Origin of the sequence: Microbispora sp. CL1-1, from assembly GCF_012034195.1 — a bacterium.
GTDB lineage: Bacteria > Actinomycetota > Actinomycetes > Streptosporangiales > Streptosporangiaceae > Microbispora.
On the sequence record NZ_JAATEK010000026.1, the window covers coordinates 51,616 to 67,726 of the forward strand.

Annotated in this window: 13 protein-coding genes and 1 pseudogene; 10 read left to right on the forward strand and 4 right to left on the reverse strand. The window is 70.6% G+C overall.

All coding sequences use genetic code 11. From position 1 onward, the window contains the following. The first annotated feature begins 399 nt into the window (after positions 1-399). The 6 genes from HCK04_RS26565 to HCK04_RS26590 all read left to right on the forward strand — a co-directional run bounded on the left by HCK04_RS26565 (position 400) and on the right by HCK04_RS26590 (position 6,420). Positions 400-1,452, forward strand: coding sequence for a maleylacetate reductase (locus HCK04_RS26565; RefSeq protein ID WP_142650125.1), 1,053 nt, complete (start codon positions 400-402; stop codon positions 1,450-1,452). After that, positions 1,449-2,387 (forward strand): dioxygenase, encoded by a 939-nt coding sequence (locus HCK04_RS26570; RefSeq protein ID WP_142650126.1) that lies wholly within the window; start codon positions 1,449-1,451, stop codon positions 2,385-2,387. Before HCK04_RS26565 ends, HCK04_RS26570 begins: the two co-directional genes overlap by 4 nt. Before the next feature lie 78 nt (positions 2,388-2,465). Beyond that, positions 2,466-2,732, forward strand: coding sequence for a hypothetical protein (locus HCK04_RS26575; RefSeq protein WP_205830736.1), 267 nt, complete (start codon positions 2,466-2,468; stop codon positions 2,730-2,732). Positions 2,733-2,930: 198 nt separating this feature from the next. Then, positions 2,931-4,232, forward strand: coding sequence for a GGDEF domain-containing protein (locus HCK04_RS26580; RefSeq protein ID WP_142650127.1), 1,302 nt, complete (start codon positions 2,931-2,933; stop codon positions 4,230-4,232). A 10-nt stretch (positions 4,233-4,242) separates the two neighbouring features. Further along, positions 4,243-5,907, forward strand: a complete 1,665-nt coding sequence (gene ettA, locus HCK04_RS26585; RefSeq protein WP_142650128.1) for an energy-dependent translational throttle protein EttA — start codon at positions 4,243-4,245, stop codon at positions 5,905-5,907. 75 nt (positions 5,908-5,982) lie between these two features. Next, a complete protein-coding gene (locus tag HCK04_RS26590) occupies positions 5,983-6,420 on the forward strand; it encodes a thioesterase family protein (protein ID WP_142650129.1) in 438 nt (145 codons plus the stop codon). Positions 6,421-6,481: 61 nt separating this feature from the next. Here HCK04_RS26590 and HCK04_RS26595 read toward each other — a convergent pair whose 3' ends face one another. From HCK04_RS26595 to HCK04_RS26610, 4 genes and pseudogenes are all read right to left on the reverse strand, one after another. After that, positions 6,482-8,032 (reverse strand): alpha-amylase family glycosyl hydrolase, encoded by a 1,551-nt coding sequence (locus tag HCK04_RS26595; protein ID WP_142650130.1) that lies wholly within the window; start codon positions 8,030-8,032, stop codon positions 6,482-6,484. Positions 8,033-8,068: 36 nt separating this feature from the next. Continuing rightward, a pseudogene (locus HCK04_RS26600) lies at positions 8,069-8,428 on the reverse strand (globin); the annotation flags it as partial. Positions 8,429-8,480: 52 nt separating this feature from the next. Continuing rightward, the gene (locus HCK04_RS26605; protein WP_260617408.1) at positions 8,481-9,476 is read right to left on the reverse strand and encodes a mechanosensitive ion channel family protein; all 996 of its coding nucleotides are present in this window, start codon (positions 9,474-9,476) and stop codon (positions 8,481-8,483) included. A gap of 489 nt (positions 9,477-9,965) precedes the next feature. After that, positions 9,966-10,226, reverse strand: a complete 261-nt coding sequence (locus tag HCK04_RS26610) for a hypothetical protein (protein ID WP_142650133.1) — start codon at positions 10,224-10,226, stop codon at positions 9,966-9,968. A 335-nt stretch (positions 10,227-10,561) separates the two neighbouring features. On the opposite strand from HCK04_RS26610, the gene HCK04_RS26615 reads away from it, so the two are divergent. The 4 genes from HCK04_RS26615 (at position 10,562) to purU (ending at position 16,102) form a co-directional block, all read left to right on the forward strand. Then, complete coding sequence (locus HCK04_RS26615; RefSeq protein WP_142650134.1) at positions 10,562-12,151, forward strand: helix-turn-helix transcriptional regulator; 1,590 nt, start codon at positions 10,562-10,564, stop codon at positions 12,149-12,151. A 21-nt stretch (positions 12,152-12,172) separates the two neighbouring features. Further along, on the forward strand, positions 12,173-12,739 hold the full coding sequence (locus HCK04_RS26620; protein ID WP_260617409.1) for a GNAT family N-acetyltransferase: 567 nt from the start codon (positions 12,173-12,175) through the stop codon (positions 12,737-12,739). A 205-nt stretch (positions 12,740-12,944) separates the two neighbouring features. Next, a complete protein-coding gene (locus HCK04_RS26625; RefSeq protein WP_260617410.1) occupies positions 12,945-14,924 on the forward strand; it encodes a tetratricopeptide repeat protein in 1,980 nt (659 codons plus the stop codon). Positions 14,925-15,253: 329 nt separating this feature from the next. After that, a complete protein-coding gene (gene purU, locus HCK04_RS26630) occupies positions 15,254-16,102 on the forward strand; it encodes a formyltetrahydrofolate deformylase (protein ID WP_142650135.1) in 849 nt (282 codons plus the stop codon). Positions 16,103-16,111 lie beyond the last annotated feature (9 nt).

A 16,111-nucleotide genomic window follows, 5' to 3' on the forward strand; every position in this document is an offset into this window, starting at 1 on the left:
GCCCAGGAGGTGGCGAGAAGCATCTGGAGTGCGGTGAGCGTTGGTGCGGCGTGCCGGAATTGACACCGGCCAGGGCCTGTCCGATGCGTGCCCGCGACGGTGATCGCGTCAGCGGGCCGGCCGGCAGTGCGGGTAGTGATCGCGTCGACGGCGGCCGCGGCTGGGATGCCGCTGGAGACGGTGGCCGTGGGTCCTGGTCATGAGGTCGCCGATCTGTACTATGACCGGGCTAACTTCGCAAGACAGAGGAGTCCGGCATGCCGCTGGCCCGCCCCGGCACGCACATCGCCCGGCGTGCGACGAGCCTGCCCGACGTCCCGCCCGGCGCACTGCGGGCCCCGGCGCTGAAGCCGCGGAGGCGGGCGTGAGGTTCGTCCACGCGATGCTTCGGAGGCGGGCATGAGGTTCGTCCACGCGACGCTGCCGCAGCGTGTCGTCTTCGCCTCCGGCGGCTCGCCGGAGGCGGTTACCGAGGAGGTCTCCCTCCTCGGCGCCCAGCGGGTCATGCTGATCGCCTCCGAGCGCGCGGCCGCCGTCGCCGACCCGATCGCGGCACGGCTGCCGGTCGTGCGGCGGCATGAGGAGGTCGTCATGCACGTCCCGGTCGAGGTGGCCGGGCGGGCACGGACGGCCGCCGCGGCGGCCGAGGCCGAGGTCGTGGTCACCGTGGGCGGCGGGTCCGCCACCGGGCTGGGCAAGGCCGTCGCCTTGACGACAGGCCTGCCGGTCGTCGCCGTCCCGACCACCTACGCGGGCTCCGAGGCGACCAACGTCTGGGGCCTGACCGAGAGCGGGACCAAGACCACCGGCGTCGACGACAAGGTGCTGCCGCGCTCGATCGTCTACGACGCCGAGCTGCTCACCTCGCTGCCCGCCGACATGAGCGTGGCGTCGGGGCTCAACGCGCTGGCCCACTGCGTCGACTCGATGTGGGGACCGCGGGCGGACCCGATCGATCAGGCGCTGGCGGGCGAGGGCATCCGCGCCCTGGCCGCCGGGCTGCCCGTCGTCGCCGCGGACGGCGGCGCGATCGAGGGCATCGAGCAGACCCTGTACGGCGCCTACCTCGCCGCGGCCGCGTTCGCGTCGGCCGGCTCGGGGCTGCACCACAAGATCTGCCACGTGCTCGGCGGCATGTTCGACCTGCCCCACGCGCAGACCCACGCCGTCGTGCTCCCGCACGTGCTGGCTTTCAACGCTCCGAGCGCGCCCGAGGCCGAGCGGCGCATCGCGGCGGCCTTCGGCACCGCCACCGCCGTCGAGGGGCTGGCCGCGCTGCGGGCGGAGGTCGGCGCGCCGCGTGCGCTGAAGGACTACGGGATGCCCGAAGAAGGCATCACCAAGGCGGTCGCGCCGATCATGGCCGCCCTGCCGGCCGGCAACCCGGCCCCCGTGACCGAAGAGAACCTCACCGCGCTGCTGCGTGCCGCGTGGGAAGGAGAGCGCCGATGAGCAACCAGGGCAACCCGGGATCGGCCCAGGCCGGCACCCAGGGGCGCGTCCATCGGGAGGTCGATCCCGCGCAGCAGGCCGTCGAGGCCAAGCTGGTCGAGAACGTCGTCGCCTCCTTCGCCGGCTGCCCGGACCCGCGGCTGAAGGAAGTGATGGTCGCCCTGGTCGAGCACCTGCACGCCTTCATCCGAGAGGTGCGGCTGACCGAGCAGGAGTGGCGCGCCGCGATCGACTTCCTCACCAACGCCGGTCACATCACCGACGACGTGCGTCAGGAGTTCATCCTGCTGTCGGACACCCTCGGCGCCTCGATGCAGACCATCAACGTCAACAACGCGGCCTACAAGGACGCCACCGAGGCGACGGTCTTCGGCCCGTTCTTCGTCGAGGACTCGCCTCGCGTCGAGCTCGGCGGCGACGTGGCCTTCGGCGCCCCGGGTGAGCCGTGCTGGGTCGAGGGCACGGTGACCGACACCGATGGCGACCCGCTCGCGGGCGCGCGCATCGAGGTCTGGGAGGCCGACGAGACCGGCCTCTACGACGTGCAGTACGACGGAGCCAAGCGTTCCGCCCGCGGTCACCTGTTCTCGGCGGAGGACGGCGGCTATCGGTTCTGGGCGCTGACCCCGACGCCCTACCCGATCCCGGACGACGGCCCGGTCGGGCGGATGCTGGCCGCGGTCGGCCGGTCGCCGCTGCGGGCATCGCACCTGCACTTCATGGTCGGCCACGAGAACGGGCGCACGCTGGTGACGCACATCTTCCCCGAGGGCGACCCGATCGGCTGGAACGACTCCGTCTTCGGAGTCAAGGAGTCGCTGATCAAGAGGTTCGAGCGGCAGCCGCCCGGCAGCCCGACCCCTGACGGGCGGGTGATCGAAGGCACCTGGAGCAAGGTGCGCTTCGACATCGTGCTCGCCCCGCCAGGCGCCTGACCACCACCCCTCGTCGCGAGATCCCCGCGCGGGTGGGGCGAGCCGGTTTTCCGCGACGATCCACGCTGGGCCGGGCTGATGCGCCACTTCCCGGCTATCGACCCGAGCCGGCACGGCCTGCGGGCGATCATCGTCGTGACCGCCGAGAAGATCCGTGACACGTGCGGCTACGCCGTCCCGTTCATGACCTACGAAGGGGACCGCCCGCTGCACGGGTCGCGGTTCGAACGCGAGACCGACGAGTCGCTCGGCGCGTACTTCCACAAGAAGGAGCACGTCGCGACCAGTATCGACGGCCTGCCGGGACTTCCTCTGCCGCTGCCGCCGCTTCCCCGCACCACGTAGCATGCGGTGGGCGGAGCCGGTCTGTCCGCCGCCCAGGAGGACACGAAGCGTACGTCGCGCAAACCGCCGCAGATGCCTTTTCAGCCCCTCAGATGCAGATGGCCATCGTGCCAAGGTAGTGGTTCCCGTCGCGCATCGCACACTCCGCAACTATTGTGTTACTCATCGTGAGATGGGCTTCGGCTACTGGGGGGCGGGATGACGGCAACCGGTCAGACCTCGGCCAGACCGCGAAGCGCGATCTGCTCGCGAAATCGATGGCCGCTGCTGGCCCAGCCGCCCGCGCTCGTGTCCTATGTGTGCGCGATCGTGGCGTTCGACGCGGTCCTGATCGCGGTGCTGGCGAAGTCGACCGCGTTCCACACCCCTCACCTCGTCATGTTCGGCGCGCTCACCGTGTGCGGCGCGGTGTGCATCGAGGCCACCCGCCGCCTCGGCATGCCCGCGGGTGTCTCCCGTGACCTGCTGTCCGCCTGGTGGTTGCCGGTGGCGTTCCTGCTTCCGCCGGTCTACGCCCTGCTCGCGCCCATTCCGATGCAGATCCTGCTCCAGCTCAGGGTCCGGGCGACCGTGCTGTATCGCCGCGTGTTCAGCGCGGCGGCGATCGGGATCGCGGCGGGCTCCGCCTCGGCCGTCTTCCACCGATGGGTCCCCTCCGCCGCGGACCTGTCGGCGGGGAAGGGCGGGCCGATCGCGGTCGCGGCGGCCTGCGCGGTGCTGTTCACGGTGCTCAACACCGCGCTGATCGCGGTCGCGGCGCACGCGTCCGACCCGGAGGGCCGCTGGGGCGAGGTGCTGTGGGACCGTGAGCGCGTCCTGCTCGACGCGGTCGAGCTCTGCCTCGGCGTGCTCGTCGCCGTCGTCTGCGGCCTCAACCTGGCGCTGCTGCTGCTCGTGCTGCCGCCCGTCGTGCTGCTGCAGCGGAGCCTGCTGCACGCCCAGCTCCAGGCCGCGGCCCGTACGGACCCGAAGACGGGCCTTCTCAACGCGGCCGCCTGGCAGCGGGAGGCGGACACGGAGATCGTCAGGGCCCAGCGGACCGGAGACGCCCTCGCGCTGGTCCTGGTGGACATCGACCACTTCAAGAAGGTCAACGACACCTACGGCCACCTGGTGGGCGACCAGGTCCTCGCCCAGGTGGCGGCCACCCTCCGCACCCAGCTGCGTGAGTACGACGTGGTGGGGCGGTTCGGCGGCGAGGAGTTCGTCGTGCTGCTGCCCGGCGCCGACGTGCACGAGGCGAGGCGGGTGGCCGAACGGCTGCGCACCAGGGTGGGCCGGATGGTCGTCCCCGCCGAGCAGGCGACGGTCACGGTCACGGTCTCCGCCGGGGTGGCGATCATGAACGTCCACGGTGAGGACCTGATCGAGCTGCTGGCCGCTGCCGATCTCGCCCTCTATCGCGCGAAGGAGCTCGGCAGGGACAGGGTCTGTCTCCCTGCCGCCCCAGTGGCCCCACCTCCGCGCAGCGCGGACGGCGCTGCCGGTGCGATCCCCTAGGCTTGAAGGTATGCCGGAGTACATCTATACGTTGCAGCGCGTGCGCAAGGCGCACGGTGACAAGGTGGTTCTCGACGACGTCACCCTGTCGTTCCTGCCGGGGGCCAAGATCGGTGTCCTGGGCCCGAACGGCACGGGCAAGTCGACGCTGCTCAAGATGATGGCGGGGCTGGAGCAGCCGTCCAACGGCGAGGCCCGGCTGATGCCCGGCTTCACGGTCGGCATCCTGATGCAGGAGCCGGCGCTCAACGAGTCGAAGACCGTGCTCGGAAACGTCGAGGAGGGCGTCGCCGAGACCAAGGCCATGCTCGACCGGTTCAACGAGATCGCCGAGCAGATGGCCACCGACTACAGCGACGAGCTGCTGGAGGAGATGGGCCGTCTGCAGGACGCGCTCGACCACCGCAACGCGTGGGACCTCGACAGCCAGCTCGAACAGGCCATGGACGCGTTGCGCTGCCCGCCGCCCGACGCCGAGGTGACCAAGCTCAGCGGTGGTGAGCGGCGCCGGGTCGCGCTGTGCAAGCTGCTGCTGGAGCAGCCCGACCTGCTGCTGCTCGACGAGCCCACCAACCACCTCGACGCCGAGAGCGTCCAGTGGCTGGAGCAGCACCTGGAAAAGTACCCCGGCACCGTCCTGGCCGTCACCCACGACCGCTACTTCCTCGACAACGTCGCCAACTGGATCCTGGAGCTCGACCGGGGCCGGTGCTACCCCTACGAGGGCAACTACTCCACCTACCTTGAGGCCAAGGCCGCGCGTCTGAAGGTCGAGGGCCAGAAGGACGCCAAGCGCAAGAAGCGCCTGGAGGAGGAGCTGCAGTGGGTGCGCTCCAACGCGCGCGCCCGCCAGACCAAGAGCCGCGCCCGTCTCCAGCGCTACGAGGAGATGGCCGCCGAGGCCGACAAGTATCGCAAGCTCGACTTCGAGGAGATCCAGATCCCGCCGGGCCCGCGCCTGGGCACGACGGTCATCCGGGCCGAGAAGCTGAGCAAGGGCTTCGGCGACCGGCTGCTCATGGACGAGCTGTCCTTCGACCTGCCGCGCAACGGCATCGTCGGCGTCATCGGCCCGAACGGCGTCGGCAAGACCACGCTCTTCCGGATGATCACCGGGTCCGAGACCCCGGACACCGGGTCCATCACCGTCGGCGAGACCGTCAAGATCTCGTACGTCGACCAGAGCAGGGCCGGCATCGACCCCGCCAAGAACGTCTGGCAGGTCGTCTCCGACGGGCTCGACCACATCAAGGTCGGCAACGTCGAGATGCCCTCGCGAGCGTACGTCGCGGCGTTCGGCTTCAAGGGCCCCGACCAGCAGAAGCTCGCGGGCGTGCTGTCCGGTGGCGAGCGCAACCGGCTCAACCTCGCGCTCACCCTCAAGCAGGGCGGCAACGTGCTGCTCCTGGACGAGCCCACCAACGACCTCGACACCGAGACGCTGTCCAGCCTGGAGAACGCGCTGCTCGACTTCCCGGGCTGCGCCGTGATCACCTCGCACGACCGGTGGTTCCTCGACCGCATCGCCACCCACATCCTGGCGTGGGAAGAGGGCTCGAACTGGTTCTGGTTCGAGGGCAACTACGCCGACTACGAGAAGAACAAGATCGAGCGGCTGGGCGCGGACGCCGCCCGCCCGCACCGCGTCACCTACCGCAAGCTCACCCGCGACTGAGCCGCGTTCCTTCCGCCTCACACGGCCCCCGTCCCCGCCTCCGTGCCGGGAACGGGGGCCCGTTAGGTTTGACCGGTGACCGAGCTACGCAATCCTCCAGAGCAGTCGACCCGTTTCGTCTTCGAGCGCAAGGTGCGCTTCGCCGACATCGACAGCTTCGGCCACGTCAACAACGTCCGCTTCCTCGACTACCTTGAGGACGCGCGGGTGTCCATGCTGTGGGAGCGGCCCCGTGAAGCCGGCGGCCGCCGGCAGGACCTCGTGGTCGCCCGGCACGAGATCGACTATCGGCGGCCTCTGACCTTCCGCACCGATCCCGTACGCGTCGAGATGTGGGTCACCGAGATCTCCCGGGTGCGTTTCACCCTCGCGTACGAGATCCGCGACGACGAGACGCTCTACGCCGAGGCGCGCACGGTCCTGGTCGCCTACGACGCCGCGGAGGCCCGCCCCCGCAGGCTCGACGACGACGAGCTGGCATATCTCAGGCGGTTTCTCGCCGACGCCCCGTGACCGGCCGCGGTGGCCGGAGCAGGCGCCGAGGCCGGCGGCCGGTGCGGGGGCGAGGGCGGGATCACTCGGTGAGTAGCCAGGCCGCCGTGTCGGCGGGAAGCGCGGTGCCGTCGAGCGGGCCGCTGCTGATCAGCACCCGGTCGTGGGGCGGTAGCGCGACCGCGCCCTCACCGCAGTTGATCACACAGATCAGGCGGCCCCGCTGGAAGAACAGCGTCTCCTCCGGCGACTCCAGCCAGGTGATCGCGTCGGGCAGCGTGCCGCGCAGCTCCCGCCGCGTCTGCAGCACCCGGCGGTAGAACCAGAGCGTCGAGGACGGGTCGGCCGCCTGCCGTTCGGCCGTGAGGTCCGCCCAATCGGCCGGCTGCGGCAGCCACGACCCGCCCGATCCGAAGCCGTACGGCGGCTCGGTGCCCGACCAGGGCAGCGGCACCCGGCAGCCGTCGCGGCCCGGCACCTCGCCGTTCGACCGCGCGAAGATCGGGTCCTGGCGCGCCTCCGGAGGAAGGTCGGTGACCTCGGGCAGCCCCAGCTCCTCACCCTGGTAGAGGTAGGCCGACCCCGGCAGGGCGAGCATGGCGAGCAGCGCCGCACGGGCCCGGGCCAGGCCGGCCCCCGGGTCGAGCGACCCCTGGCCATAGCGGGTCACATGCCGTACGACGTCATGGTTGGACAGCACCCAGGTCGGCGAGGCGACGGCCTTGAGGGTGTCGTCGATGACCTTCCTGAAGGCCGTGGCCGACCAGGGGGCCTCAAGCCAGGCGAAGTTGAAGCTCTGGTGCAGCTCGTCGGGCCGCACATACAACGCGAGGTCCTCGGCCGAGTCGGTCCAGACCTCGCCGATGGCGACGCGGGTGCCGGGATAGGAGTCGAGCACCCGCCGCCAGTCGCGATAGACGTCGTGCACCTCGGGCCGGCTCCAGATCGGCGACCGCGAGCTGAAGCCCGGATCGGTGTCCGGCAGCCCTTCCGCCTTGATCAGGCCCATCGCGACGTCGATCCGGAAGCCGTCCACCCCCCGGTCGAGCCAGAACCGCAGGACGTCGAGGAACTCCTCCCGCACCTCGGGGTTGCGCCAGTTGAAGTCGGGCTGCTCGGGTGCGAACAGATGGAGGTACCACTGCCCGTCGGGCACCTGGGTCCACGCCGGGCCCCCGAACGTGGAGAGCCAGTTGTTCGGCTCTCCGTGGCCGCTTCCGCCGCCTTCCGGGCCGCCGTCCCTGAACATGTACCGCTCGCGCTCCTGGGAGCCCCTGGGGGACGCCAGGGCCTTCTGGAACCACGGGTGGGCCGACGAGCTGTGGTTCGGCACGATGTCCACCATCAGCCGCAGGCCGTGCGCGTGCGCGTCGGCGACCAGGTCGTCGAAGTCGGCAAGTGATCCGAACAGCGGATCGACGTCGCGGTAGTCCGCCACGTCGTAGCCGCCGTCGGCCATGGGGGAGGGATAGAAGGGGGTCAGCCAGATCGCGTCGACGCCGAGCTCGGCGAGGTAGGGCAGGCGGTCGCGGATTCCCGCCAGGTCGCCCACGCCGTCGCCGGAGGCGTCGGCGAAGCTGCGGACGTAGATCTCATAGACGACGGCATCACGCCACCAGGGGGTTGTTTCCATGAGTCTTGGGCTGCCCGCTGCTTCCGTCGCTTATGCGTTGACCATGCTGTGGGCGGCGTAGACGAGGTAGTCCCACAGCTCCTTCTCGCGCTCGGCCGGCAGGCCGAGGGAGCGCACGGCGTCTCCCATGTGCCTGAGCCAGGCGTCCCGCGCCGCCTCGTCGATGACGAACGGCACGTGCCGCATCCGCAGCCGGGGATGGCCGCGCTGCTCGCTGTAGGTCCGCGGGCCGCCCCAGTATTGGATGAGGAACAGGCGCAGCCGCTCCTCCGCGCCGCTGAGGTCCTCCTCGGGGTACATCGGGCGCAACAGGGGGTCTTCCGCGACGCCCTCGTAGAACCGGCGGACGAGGCGCTCGAAGACCTCCTCGCCGCCGACCGCCTCGTAGAAGGACAGGGTCTGCTCGCTGGTCACGGATTCAGCCTAAGACAGGTACCGATCGGTAAGGTCAGGCGGCGAACGTGAGGCTCTTCTCGTCGAAGGCCCGCTTCACCCGCAGGCGCAGCTCACGGGCGACCTCCAGGTGCCGCGCCGGCACGGTCTTCACGCTGACCCGGAAGATGACGGACGAGCCCGAGATCGACTCCAGGCCGAAGACCTGCGGCTCCTCGACGAGGACCGTGTCGCGGTAGTCCGGGTCCTCCCACATGTCGCGGGCCAGGTCGTTCAGCAGCTCGCGGACCGTGGCCACGTCGCTGTCGTACGGCACCGGCACGTCCACGACGGCCCTCGACCAGCCCTGCGACTCGTTGCCGATCCGGGTGATCGTGCCGTTGCGCACGTACCAGACCTTGCCGTCGGAGTCGCGCAGGCGGGTGATGCGGAGCGTGACGGCCTCCACCGTGCCGACGGCCACCCCGGTGTCGATCACATCGCCCACGCCGTACTGGTCCTCCAGCAGCATGAACATGCCGGCGATGAAGTCCTTGACCAGCTCCTGCGCGCCGAAGCCGACCGCCACACCGATGATGCCGACGCTCGTGAGCAGCGGCGCCAGCTCGACCCCGAGCTTCGCGAAGACCATCAAGGCCGCGGTGCCCAGGATCACGACGGACGCGAGGCTCCGCAGCACCGAGCCCATCGTCTCGGCGCGCGCCCTGCGACGCTCCGTCATGATCGCCGCTGCGGCCTCCGTGCTCGTCAGCACGCTCTTGCCGCGCAGCCGTTCCGGCAGCACGCCCACACTGGCCCGCATGGTGAGCCGGGTGATCAGCCGGTGAACGACGTTACGGATGACCAGCGCCCCGGCCAGAATCAGGGCGATGAGGATCAGCACGTCGACGACGCCCGCCACGAGCTGCACCCAGGCGGGGAAGTCACGCTCGGGGAAGGCGCTGTTCAGGACGGTGCAGAAGATGCCGTCGTTGTTCTGGCACGCCTGCGACACCTTCTCCCCGAGCACGTCCAGGTCCGGCACGACGGTCGGCTCAGGAGTCGGCGTCACGGGCGACAGCGGTAACACGAGGTGGATCCCCCCCGGATCGGATCAGCGGCAGTTCTCGGACGAAGCCAATACTGCCGACTGATCCGGCCTCCGTCACATCGCCGGGGAAGACGGAAGCGCGTCCCGTCCGGGGCCGCGGAGGGCGGACCGGACACGCTCCAGTGACGGTGTGGCAGGACGCGGGCGCGCACCCGGAAGCGCGCCCGGCGCCGTTCTCCAAGTGGGGATCCCCCCCATCACCGTCCGGCCCCACCTGCTCGACAGGGCCGGACGGCCGTTCGTGGCGACCGGCGAACCGGTCGGCCCGCCCGCGGGGCGCGGGCGGGGTCGGGGCGGGCGGGACGCCGCAGCGTCGCCGTCGCACCGGGGCGGCGCGACGACCACGCTCCGCACCGGGCGTCCTGCCCACCCCTTCAAAGCCGCGGTGGATGCGGCGGCCCACGGCGCCTGCGCTCTCGCCGGTTCTCACCTCGGGGCCGCCGCCTTCCCCTACTCGCTCACCGCGGCAAGCACGCGGGCCACCTTCGTGGCCGCTCCGGCGGGGTCGTCCGCCCGGTGCATCCGCTCACCCCAGGACCACCAGTAGTCGGCCGCCTGGCAGACGACGTTCTCCGTGAGGCTCGTCGCGTCGGGGTTGATCACGCGTACGTAGGCGCGGCCCGACGGGGTGCGCACGACTCGCGCGAGCAGACCCCGCGCATCGAGTTCGGCCACCAGATATTCCAGGCGCCGGAAATCGTCCTCCCCCACCGTAGGTCCTCCTTCACTTCCGTTCGCGGACGGAATGTGTACTTTGCGTTCCCGTCTGTTCACTCTGGTGCGCCCAAGATGGCTCACGGAACTGCTCGGGTCAACGATGGCCAGGAGGCGCTGAGGTGGAGGAAAACCCATGTTGGTTGAAAGAAAACCCCTATCGGTAGACGATCCTTAGTCGGCACGTTCATGTTGGGGGCTTGGCCGCGCCAACTATGGTCCATCATTATGGTGTCGGCGGAGTGCGACGAGTAAGTCACTCTCCGTCACGAAGCGAGGACCGCTCGAGACCACGGGCTGCGAGTGCGGCCGGCCACGAGAGAGGGGCCGGAATGTCCGGCAGGCAACACAGGGAGACGGAGATCGCGCGCCGGATCCGGGCGCGGGGCCTGGCCGCCGGGCGTAGCCTGGCCCAGATCGCCGAGGAAATCCACAAAGACTGCGGACCACAGTTCGGCACGACTCGGATCAAGGCACATCGCCTCTCGCATGGTGTGGCGCTCGCCGACGTGATCGAGCAGGTGCGCGCTCTCTTCGAGAAGGACGGAAAAGCCGTCCCCGGCATCGGCGAGACGCTACTGTCCGCGTACGAGTCGGGCATGAAGCGGCCCGGCCCGGAGTACCTCCACTATCTGTGCTCGGTCTACCGGGTGGAGCCCCTGGCCCTCGGGTTCGAAAGCCCGTGCATCTGCGGCCACGGACATCCGGGCGAATCGGGTGGCGGGGAGTCGGAGCAGGACAGACATATCACTTCACCCGCCCCGTGGGGTGCGCCCGCCCCGTCGGGCGGCGGCACCCATCCGGTGGACGGGGGCGAGGAGGACGAGAACGTGCTACGGAGGACGCTGTTGAAGCTCCTCGCCGGCGGCGCCGTCGGGTCGGTCGGGCTCAAGGAGCTCAACGAAGAGGTGCTCGGCGCGGTGGAGAACCTCCGCCGGCGGATGGACGAGACGATGGTCATGGCCACGGTCTCGCCGGCGATGCTCGACCAGTGGGAGCAGGCCACGTTCGGCTTCGGGCGGCAGTACATGAACACCCCGCCCGTACGGCTGCTCTGCGACGTCATGCTGGAGTTCACCGCCGTGCGCAAGGCGTTGGACCACCGGCAGCCCATCGACGTGCAGGAACGGCTGTGCCGGATGGCCGCCCAGCTCGCCGGGCTCACGGGAATGATCATGATCGACCTCGGGGACCAGCGGATGGCGCGTTCGTTCTTCCGCACCGGCCGGATGGCGGCGGACGAGACCGGCGACCGGGCGCTGCGGGCCTGGGTCACCGCCCGTGAGGCGCTGGTGCCGCTCTACTACGGCGACCCGCGTGAGGCGCTCACCCTGGCGAAGAAGAGCCGCGACCTGGCCGGCCACACCCCCTGTGCCGCGCGGACCATGGCGCCCGTCGTCGAGGCGAGGGCGCTGGCGAAGATCGCCGGCGTCAACGGCTCGCGCCACGAGGTGGTCGAGCAGGCCAAGCGGGCCCTGCACCGCGCCAGGGCGGCCTTCCAGCAGATGACCGACAGCGATCGGGAGGACCCGGCGTTCGGCTACACCGAGCGGCAGCTCTACTTCTACCAGGGCGACGTCCTGGTGAAGCTGGGGCAGACGGTCGAGGCCGACGTGATCCTGCAGCAGGCGCTCGACAAGTACACGGACGAGGACCTGCTCGACCAGACCCTGATCCGGTTCGACCGGGCGATGTGCCGGCTCATCGACGGCGACGTCGACGCCGCGCTCAAGCTGGGCGAGGAGGCCATCGAGCTGGTCGACAAGGACTACCGGACCGACCTGCTGCTCAGACCGGCGTACGACCTGGTGAAGGAGATCAGGGCCAAACACGGCGACTCGCCCAGGCTCCAGGCCTTCTGCGAGATGCTCAAGGAGAGCCGGGTCGAGGTGCCGCCGGAGCTGCTCCAGGATGCCGGGTGACGTGGGTACCGAGGAGGACGTGTGGCAGGAGACGCGCTGGCGGGAGATCTCGAGCCGGGAGATCCCGTGAGGGGCGGGGAGAACGGGCCCGCGCCGCTGAGGATCCGGCGATACCGCTGGTCCGACCTCGACGCGGTGTGGTCCCTCCATCAGATGGGCCTGGCCCAGGTGGGTGTCGTGCCCGGTGACGGCGTCTACTACGACGACGACTTCCCCCGGATCACCGAGGTCTACTTGAGGGCCGGGGGCGACTTCCTGGTGGGGGAGGTGCCCGGTGCGGGGCTCGTCGCGATGGGAGGCCTGCGGCGCATCGACGCCGACACGGCCGAGATGTGCCGGCTCCGGGTCCACCCCGATCACCAGCGGCGCGGCTACGGCGCACGGATCACTCAGGAGCTTGAGGATCGGGCGCGCCGGCTCGGCTACAGCACCTTGCGCGGCGACACCACCATGCGTCAGGTGGCCGCGCTGGAGCTCTACCGCAAATCCGGGTGGCGGGAGCTGCGACGCGAGGTACGTGGCGACAACGTGGTGATTTATATCGAGAAGCAGCTAAATGCCGTTGTCTCGCCACTTTTCTCCCGATAGATAATGCTTCCATCCCTTGGCGGATAGCTGATCTGTGCGAATACTTGTGCCTTGTCCGCAAGAGTGGGGAAAGAGGCATGATGAAGAAGATCATTATCCGTAAGCCGGGGACGACCAAGCTCAGCGGCACCTCAAGCGTGATCCACAAGGGGTGAGGGTCCACCCGAGCCACATCTGGGTCCGGGGAGACCTCTCCCGGGACCGCGTGGCAGCCCTCCGCGCGCTCGTCATGGAGGCGCCGCCTTCCGTCGCGCCCGTCGTCAACGGGCACCGGCGGCTACGCGGTCCGTACACGATCGGTGGCGCGATCCTGCGCGCCCTTGTCCCGGTCGCATTGGAGCGTTCCCCGGGCCTGGTGGCGGAACACGACATCGAGATCCGCGCCGTCGCCCCGAGCCTGCGCCCTCTGGTGCCGGCGCGACGGCAGACCATCGAGGCCCGTCTGACCGAGGACGAGCGGATTCTCGTGCCCGCGCCGCGCCGTACGCTCCGGATCGCCAACGGCATCGCCGAGTTCGTCCGCGACTGCCTCGAAGGGCCGCGGACGCTGCTGGTGGACAACCTGCACGAGGCGGACCCGGCCGACCGCGAGCTGCTGCGCGTCCTGGTGCGTCGGGTGCCGGATCTGACGCTGGCCCTCGGCTCCCCGGAACCCCCGTGGAACGACGCGTGGAAGGACACGTGGGAGGGGGCGCGCGTGGTGGAGGCGCGGGCCCAAGGCGGCCCGCCCGACGACTACGTCACCTCTGACGGCACCTCCGACGACCCCCGGGCCTACCGCGCCTACCTGTCACTGCCGCCGGAGGAACGGGCGCTCCGGCACGACCGGCGCGCCGCCGAGCTGATGGCCGACCCCGCGGCGGCGGAGCACGCCCTGGGCGCGGTGCCGTACCACCTGGAGCACGGCGGCGACGTCGACGCGGCGGCGCGGGCACTGTGGGCCGCGGTGGACCACTGCGTCACCGAGGGGTTCCTGCACGCGGTCGTGGAGCTGGGCTCGCGCGGCCTGCGGCTGGTGGAGCCGGGGTCCGACCTGTGGTGGCGCTTCACCCACCGCACCGCGACGGCCCTGGCGGGGCTGGGCCGTCGGGCGCACGCGCAGGAGCTGTACGACCAGGCGCGCAGGGTCAGCGTCGATCCGGCCGTGCATGCCGCCGCCGCATACGGCACGGCGATGCTCGACGCGCGCGACCGCGATCCGGCGCGGCGCGACCTGGTCAGGGCCAGGGCCTGGATCAACGAGGCGATAGCGATCTCCACGCTGCTGCCCGACCGGCGGACCCGAGCATTCAAGCTCGGGTTCGACCAGAACGGCCGCGCGCTGATCGAGCTGCGGGAAGGGCGGACCGACGAAGCACTCGGCCTGGTGCAGTCGGCCATCGACCTGGCCGAGCGCGATCTTCCACCGGACGCCCACCCCGTGCACCGGATGGTGCTGTTCGGCAACCGCGCGCAGCTTCTCGCACGCCTCGGCCGCACGGAGGAGGCGCTGGCCGACTTCGACCGCGCCGTCGCGATCGACCCGGGCTTCCCCGACAACTATCTCGACCGGGGCAACCTGCTGTTCGAGATAGGACGTACGGAGGAGGCGCTGGCCGATTACGAGACGGCGATGCGGGTGAGCCCGCCGCTGCCCGAGGCGTACTACAACCGGGCGGAGCTGCGCCTGGCCGCCGGGGACCTGGACGGCGCCCGGGCCGATCTAGACCACGTGATCGAGCTCGACCCCGGTTACCTCGACGCGTACGTCAACCGGGCCGGCGTGCTGGAGATGCTCGGCGAGCACGAGGCCGCAAGGCGCGACGTCGAGGCGGGGCTCGCCCTCGACCCCGGCAACGCGCACCTGCACGGCGTGCTGGGGCAGCTGGAGACCGAGGCGGGCCGCTACGCGGAGGCCGCCCTGGCCTTCGACGCGGCGCTGGCCGCCGACGCCCGCCTGGCCTCGGCCTGGGCGAACCGCGCGACCCTGCGGTTCGAGACCGGCGACGCGCGGGGCGCCGTAGACGACCTCACCCGGGCGATCGAGCTGGGCGAGGACGCGGCGCTGTACTTCAACCGGGCCACCGCGCTCGACGCGCTCGGGCGGGGCCGGGAGGCGATGCTCGACCTGCGCCGGGCGCTGGCCCTGGCCCCGGACGACCCCGACGTACGGGCGGCGCTGGAGCGGCACGAGAAGGCGGGCTAGGTCCCCTCACGGCGGGGGAGCGCTCACGGCGGACGGCCACCCGGTCGTCCGCCGTCCCCGCCGCCACAGACCCAGCTTGGCCTCCACCGGTCTACCCTGCTCGGCCCCGCTTCCACCGGCCTGCCTGCCCGCCCGGCCTCCACCGGTCAACCTGCCCGGCCCGGCCTTCACCGATCCGGCCCGCCGCTACGGGGTCCGCTCCCGGCGTCCTCGCCTGCTCCGCCGGCGCAGCCCGCGTGTCCCGGGTTGCGCTCGCCGCCAGGCCCGCGTTCGGCGACCGGGTGGCCCTACCCTTGTAGCCGACACCGTCACCCCTCGAGGATCTGAGCATGAGCGCTGAATATGTGCTGACCCTGTCCTGCCCGGACCGGCCGGGAGTGGTCGCGGCCGTCTCCGGGCTGCTGGCCGGGAAGGGCTGCAACATCATCGAGAGCCAGCAGTTCGGCGACCCCGTCGAGGAGCGGTTCTTCATGCGCGTGCAGTTCTCCAGCGGGCACGCCGTCGACGAGCTGCAGGTGGCGTTCGCCGCGCTCGCGTCGGAGTTCGCCATGGAGTTCCAGCTCTTCGACCTCGCGGTGCGGACGCGGGCGCTTGTGCTCGTCAGCAGGTTCGACCACTGCCTCAACGACCTGCTCTATCGGGTGCGCTCGGGCCTGCTGCCGATCGAGATTGTGGGCGTCGCGTCCAACCATCCCGACCTGCGCCCGCTCACCCAGTCGTACGGCGTGGACTACCACCACCTGCCGGTCACCCCGGACACCAAGCCGCGGCAGGAGGCGGAGATCCTCACGCTGGTCGACCACTATCAGGCCGATCTGGTCGTGCTCGCCCGCTACATGCAGGTGCTCTCGCAGGAGATGTGCGCCAAGCTCGCCGGGCGGATGATCAACATCCACCACTCGTTCCTGCCGTCGTTCAAGGGCGCCAAACCGTACCACCAGGCGTACTCGCGGGGCGTGAAGCTGATCGGCGCCACGGCGCACTACGTGACGCCCGACCTCGACGAGGGGCCGATCATCGAGCAGGAGGTCGCGCGGGTGAACCACACCCACTCGCCCGAGGACCTCGCCGCGATCGGCCGTGACCTCGAATGCCAGGCGCTGGCCCGGGCCGTCCGCTGGCACGCGGAGCACCGCGTGCTGCTGGACGGCCACAAGACCGTCATCTTCCCGCGCTGACCTCCGCGC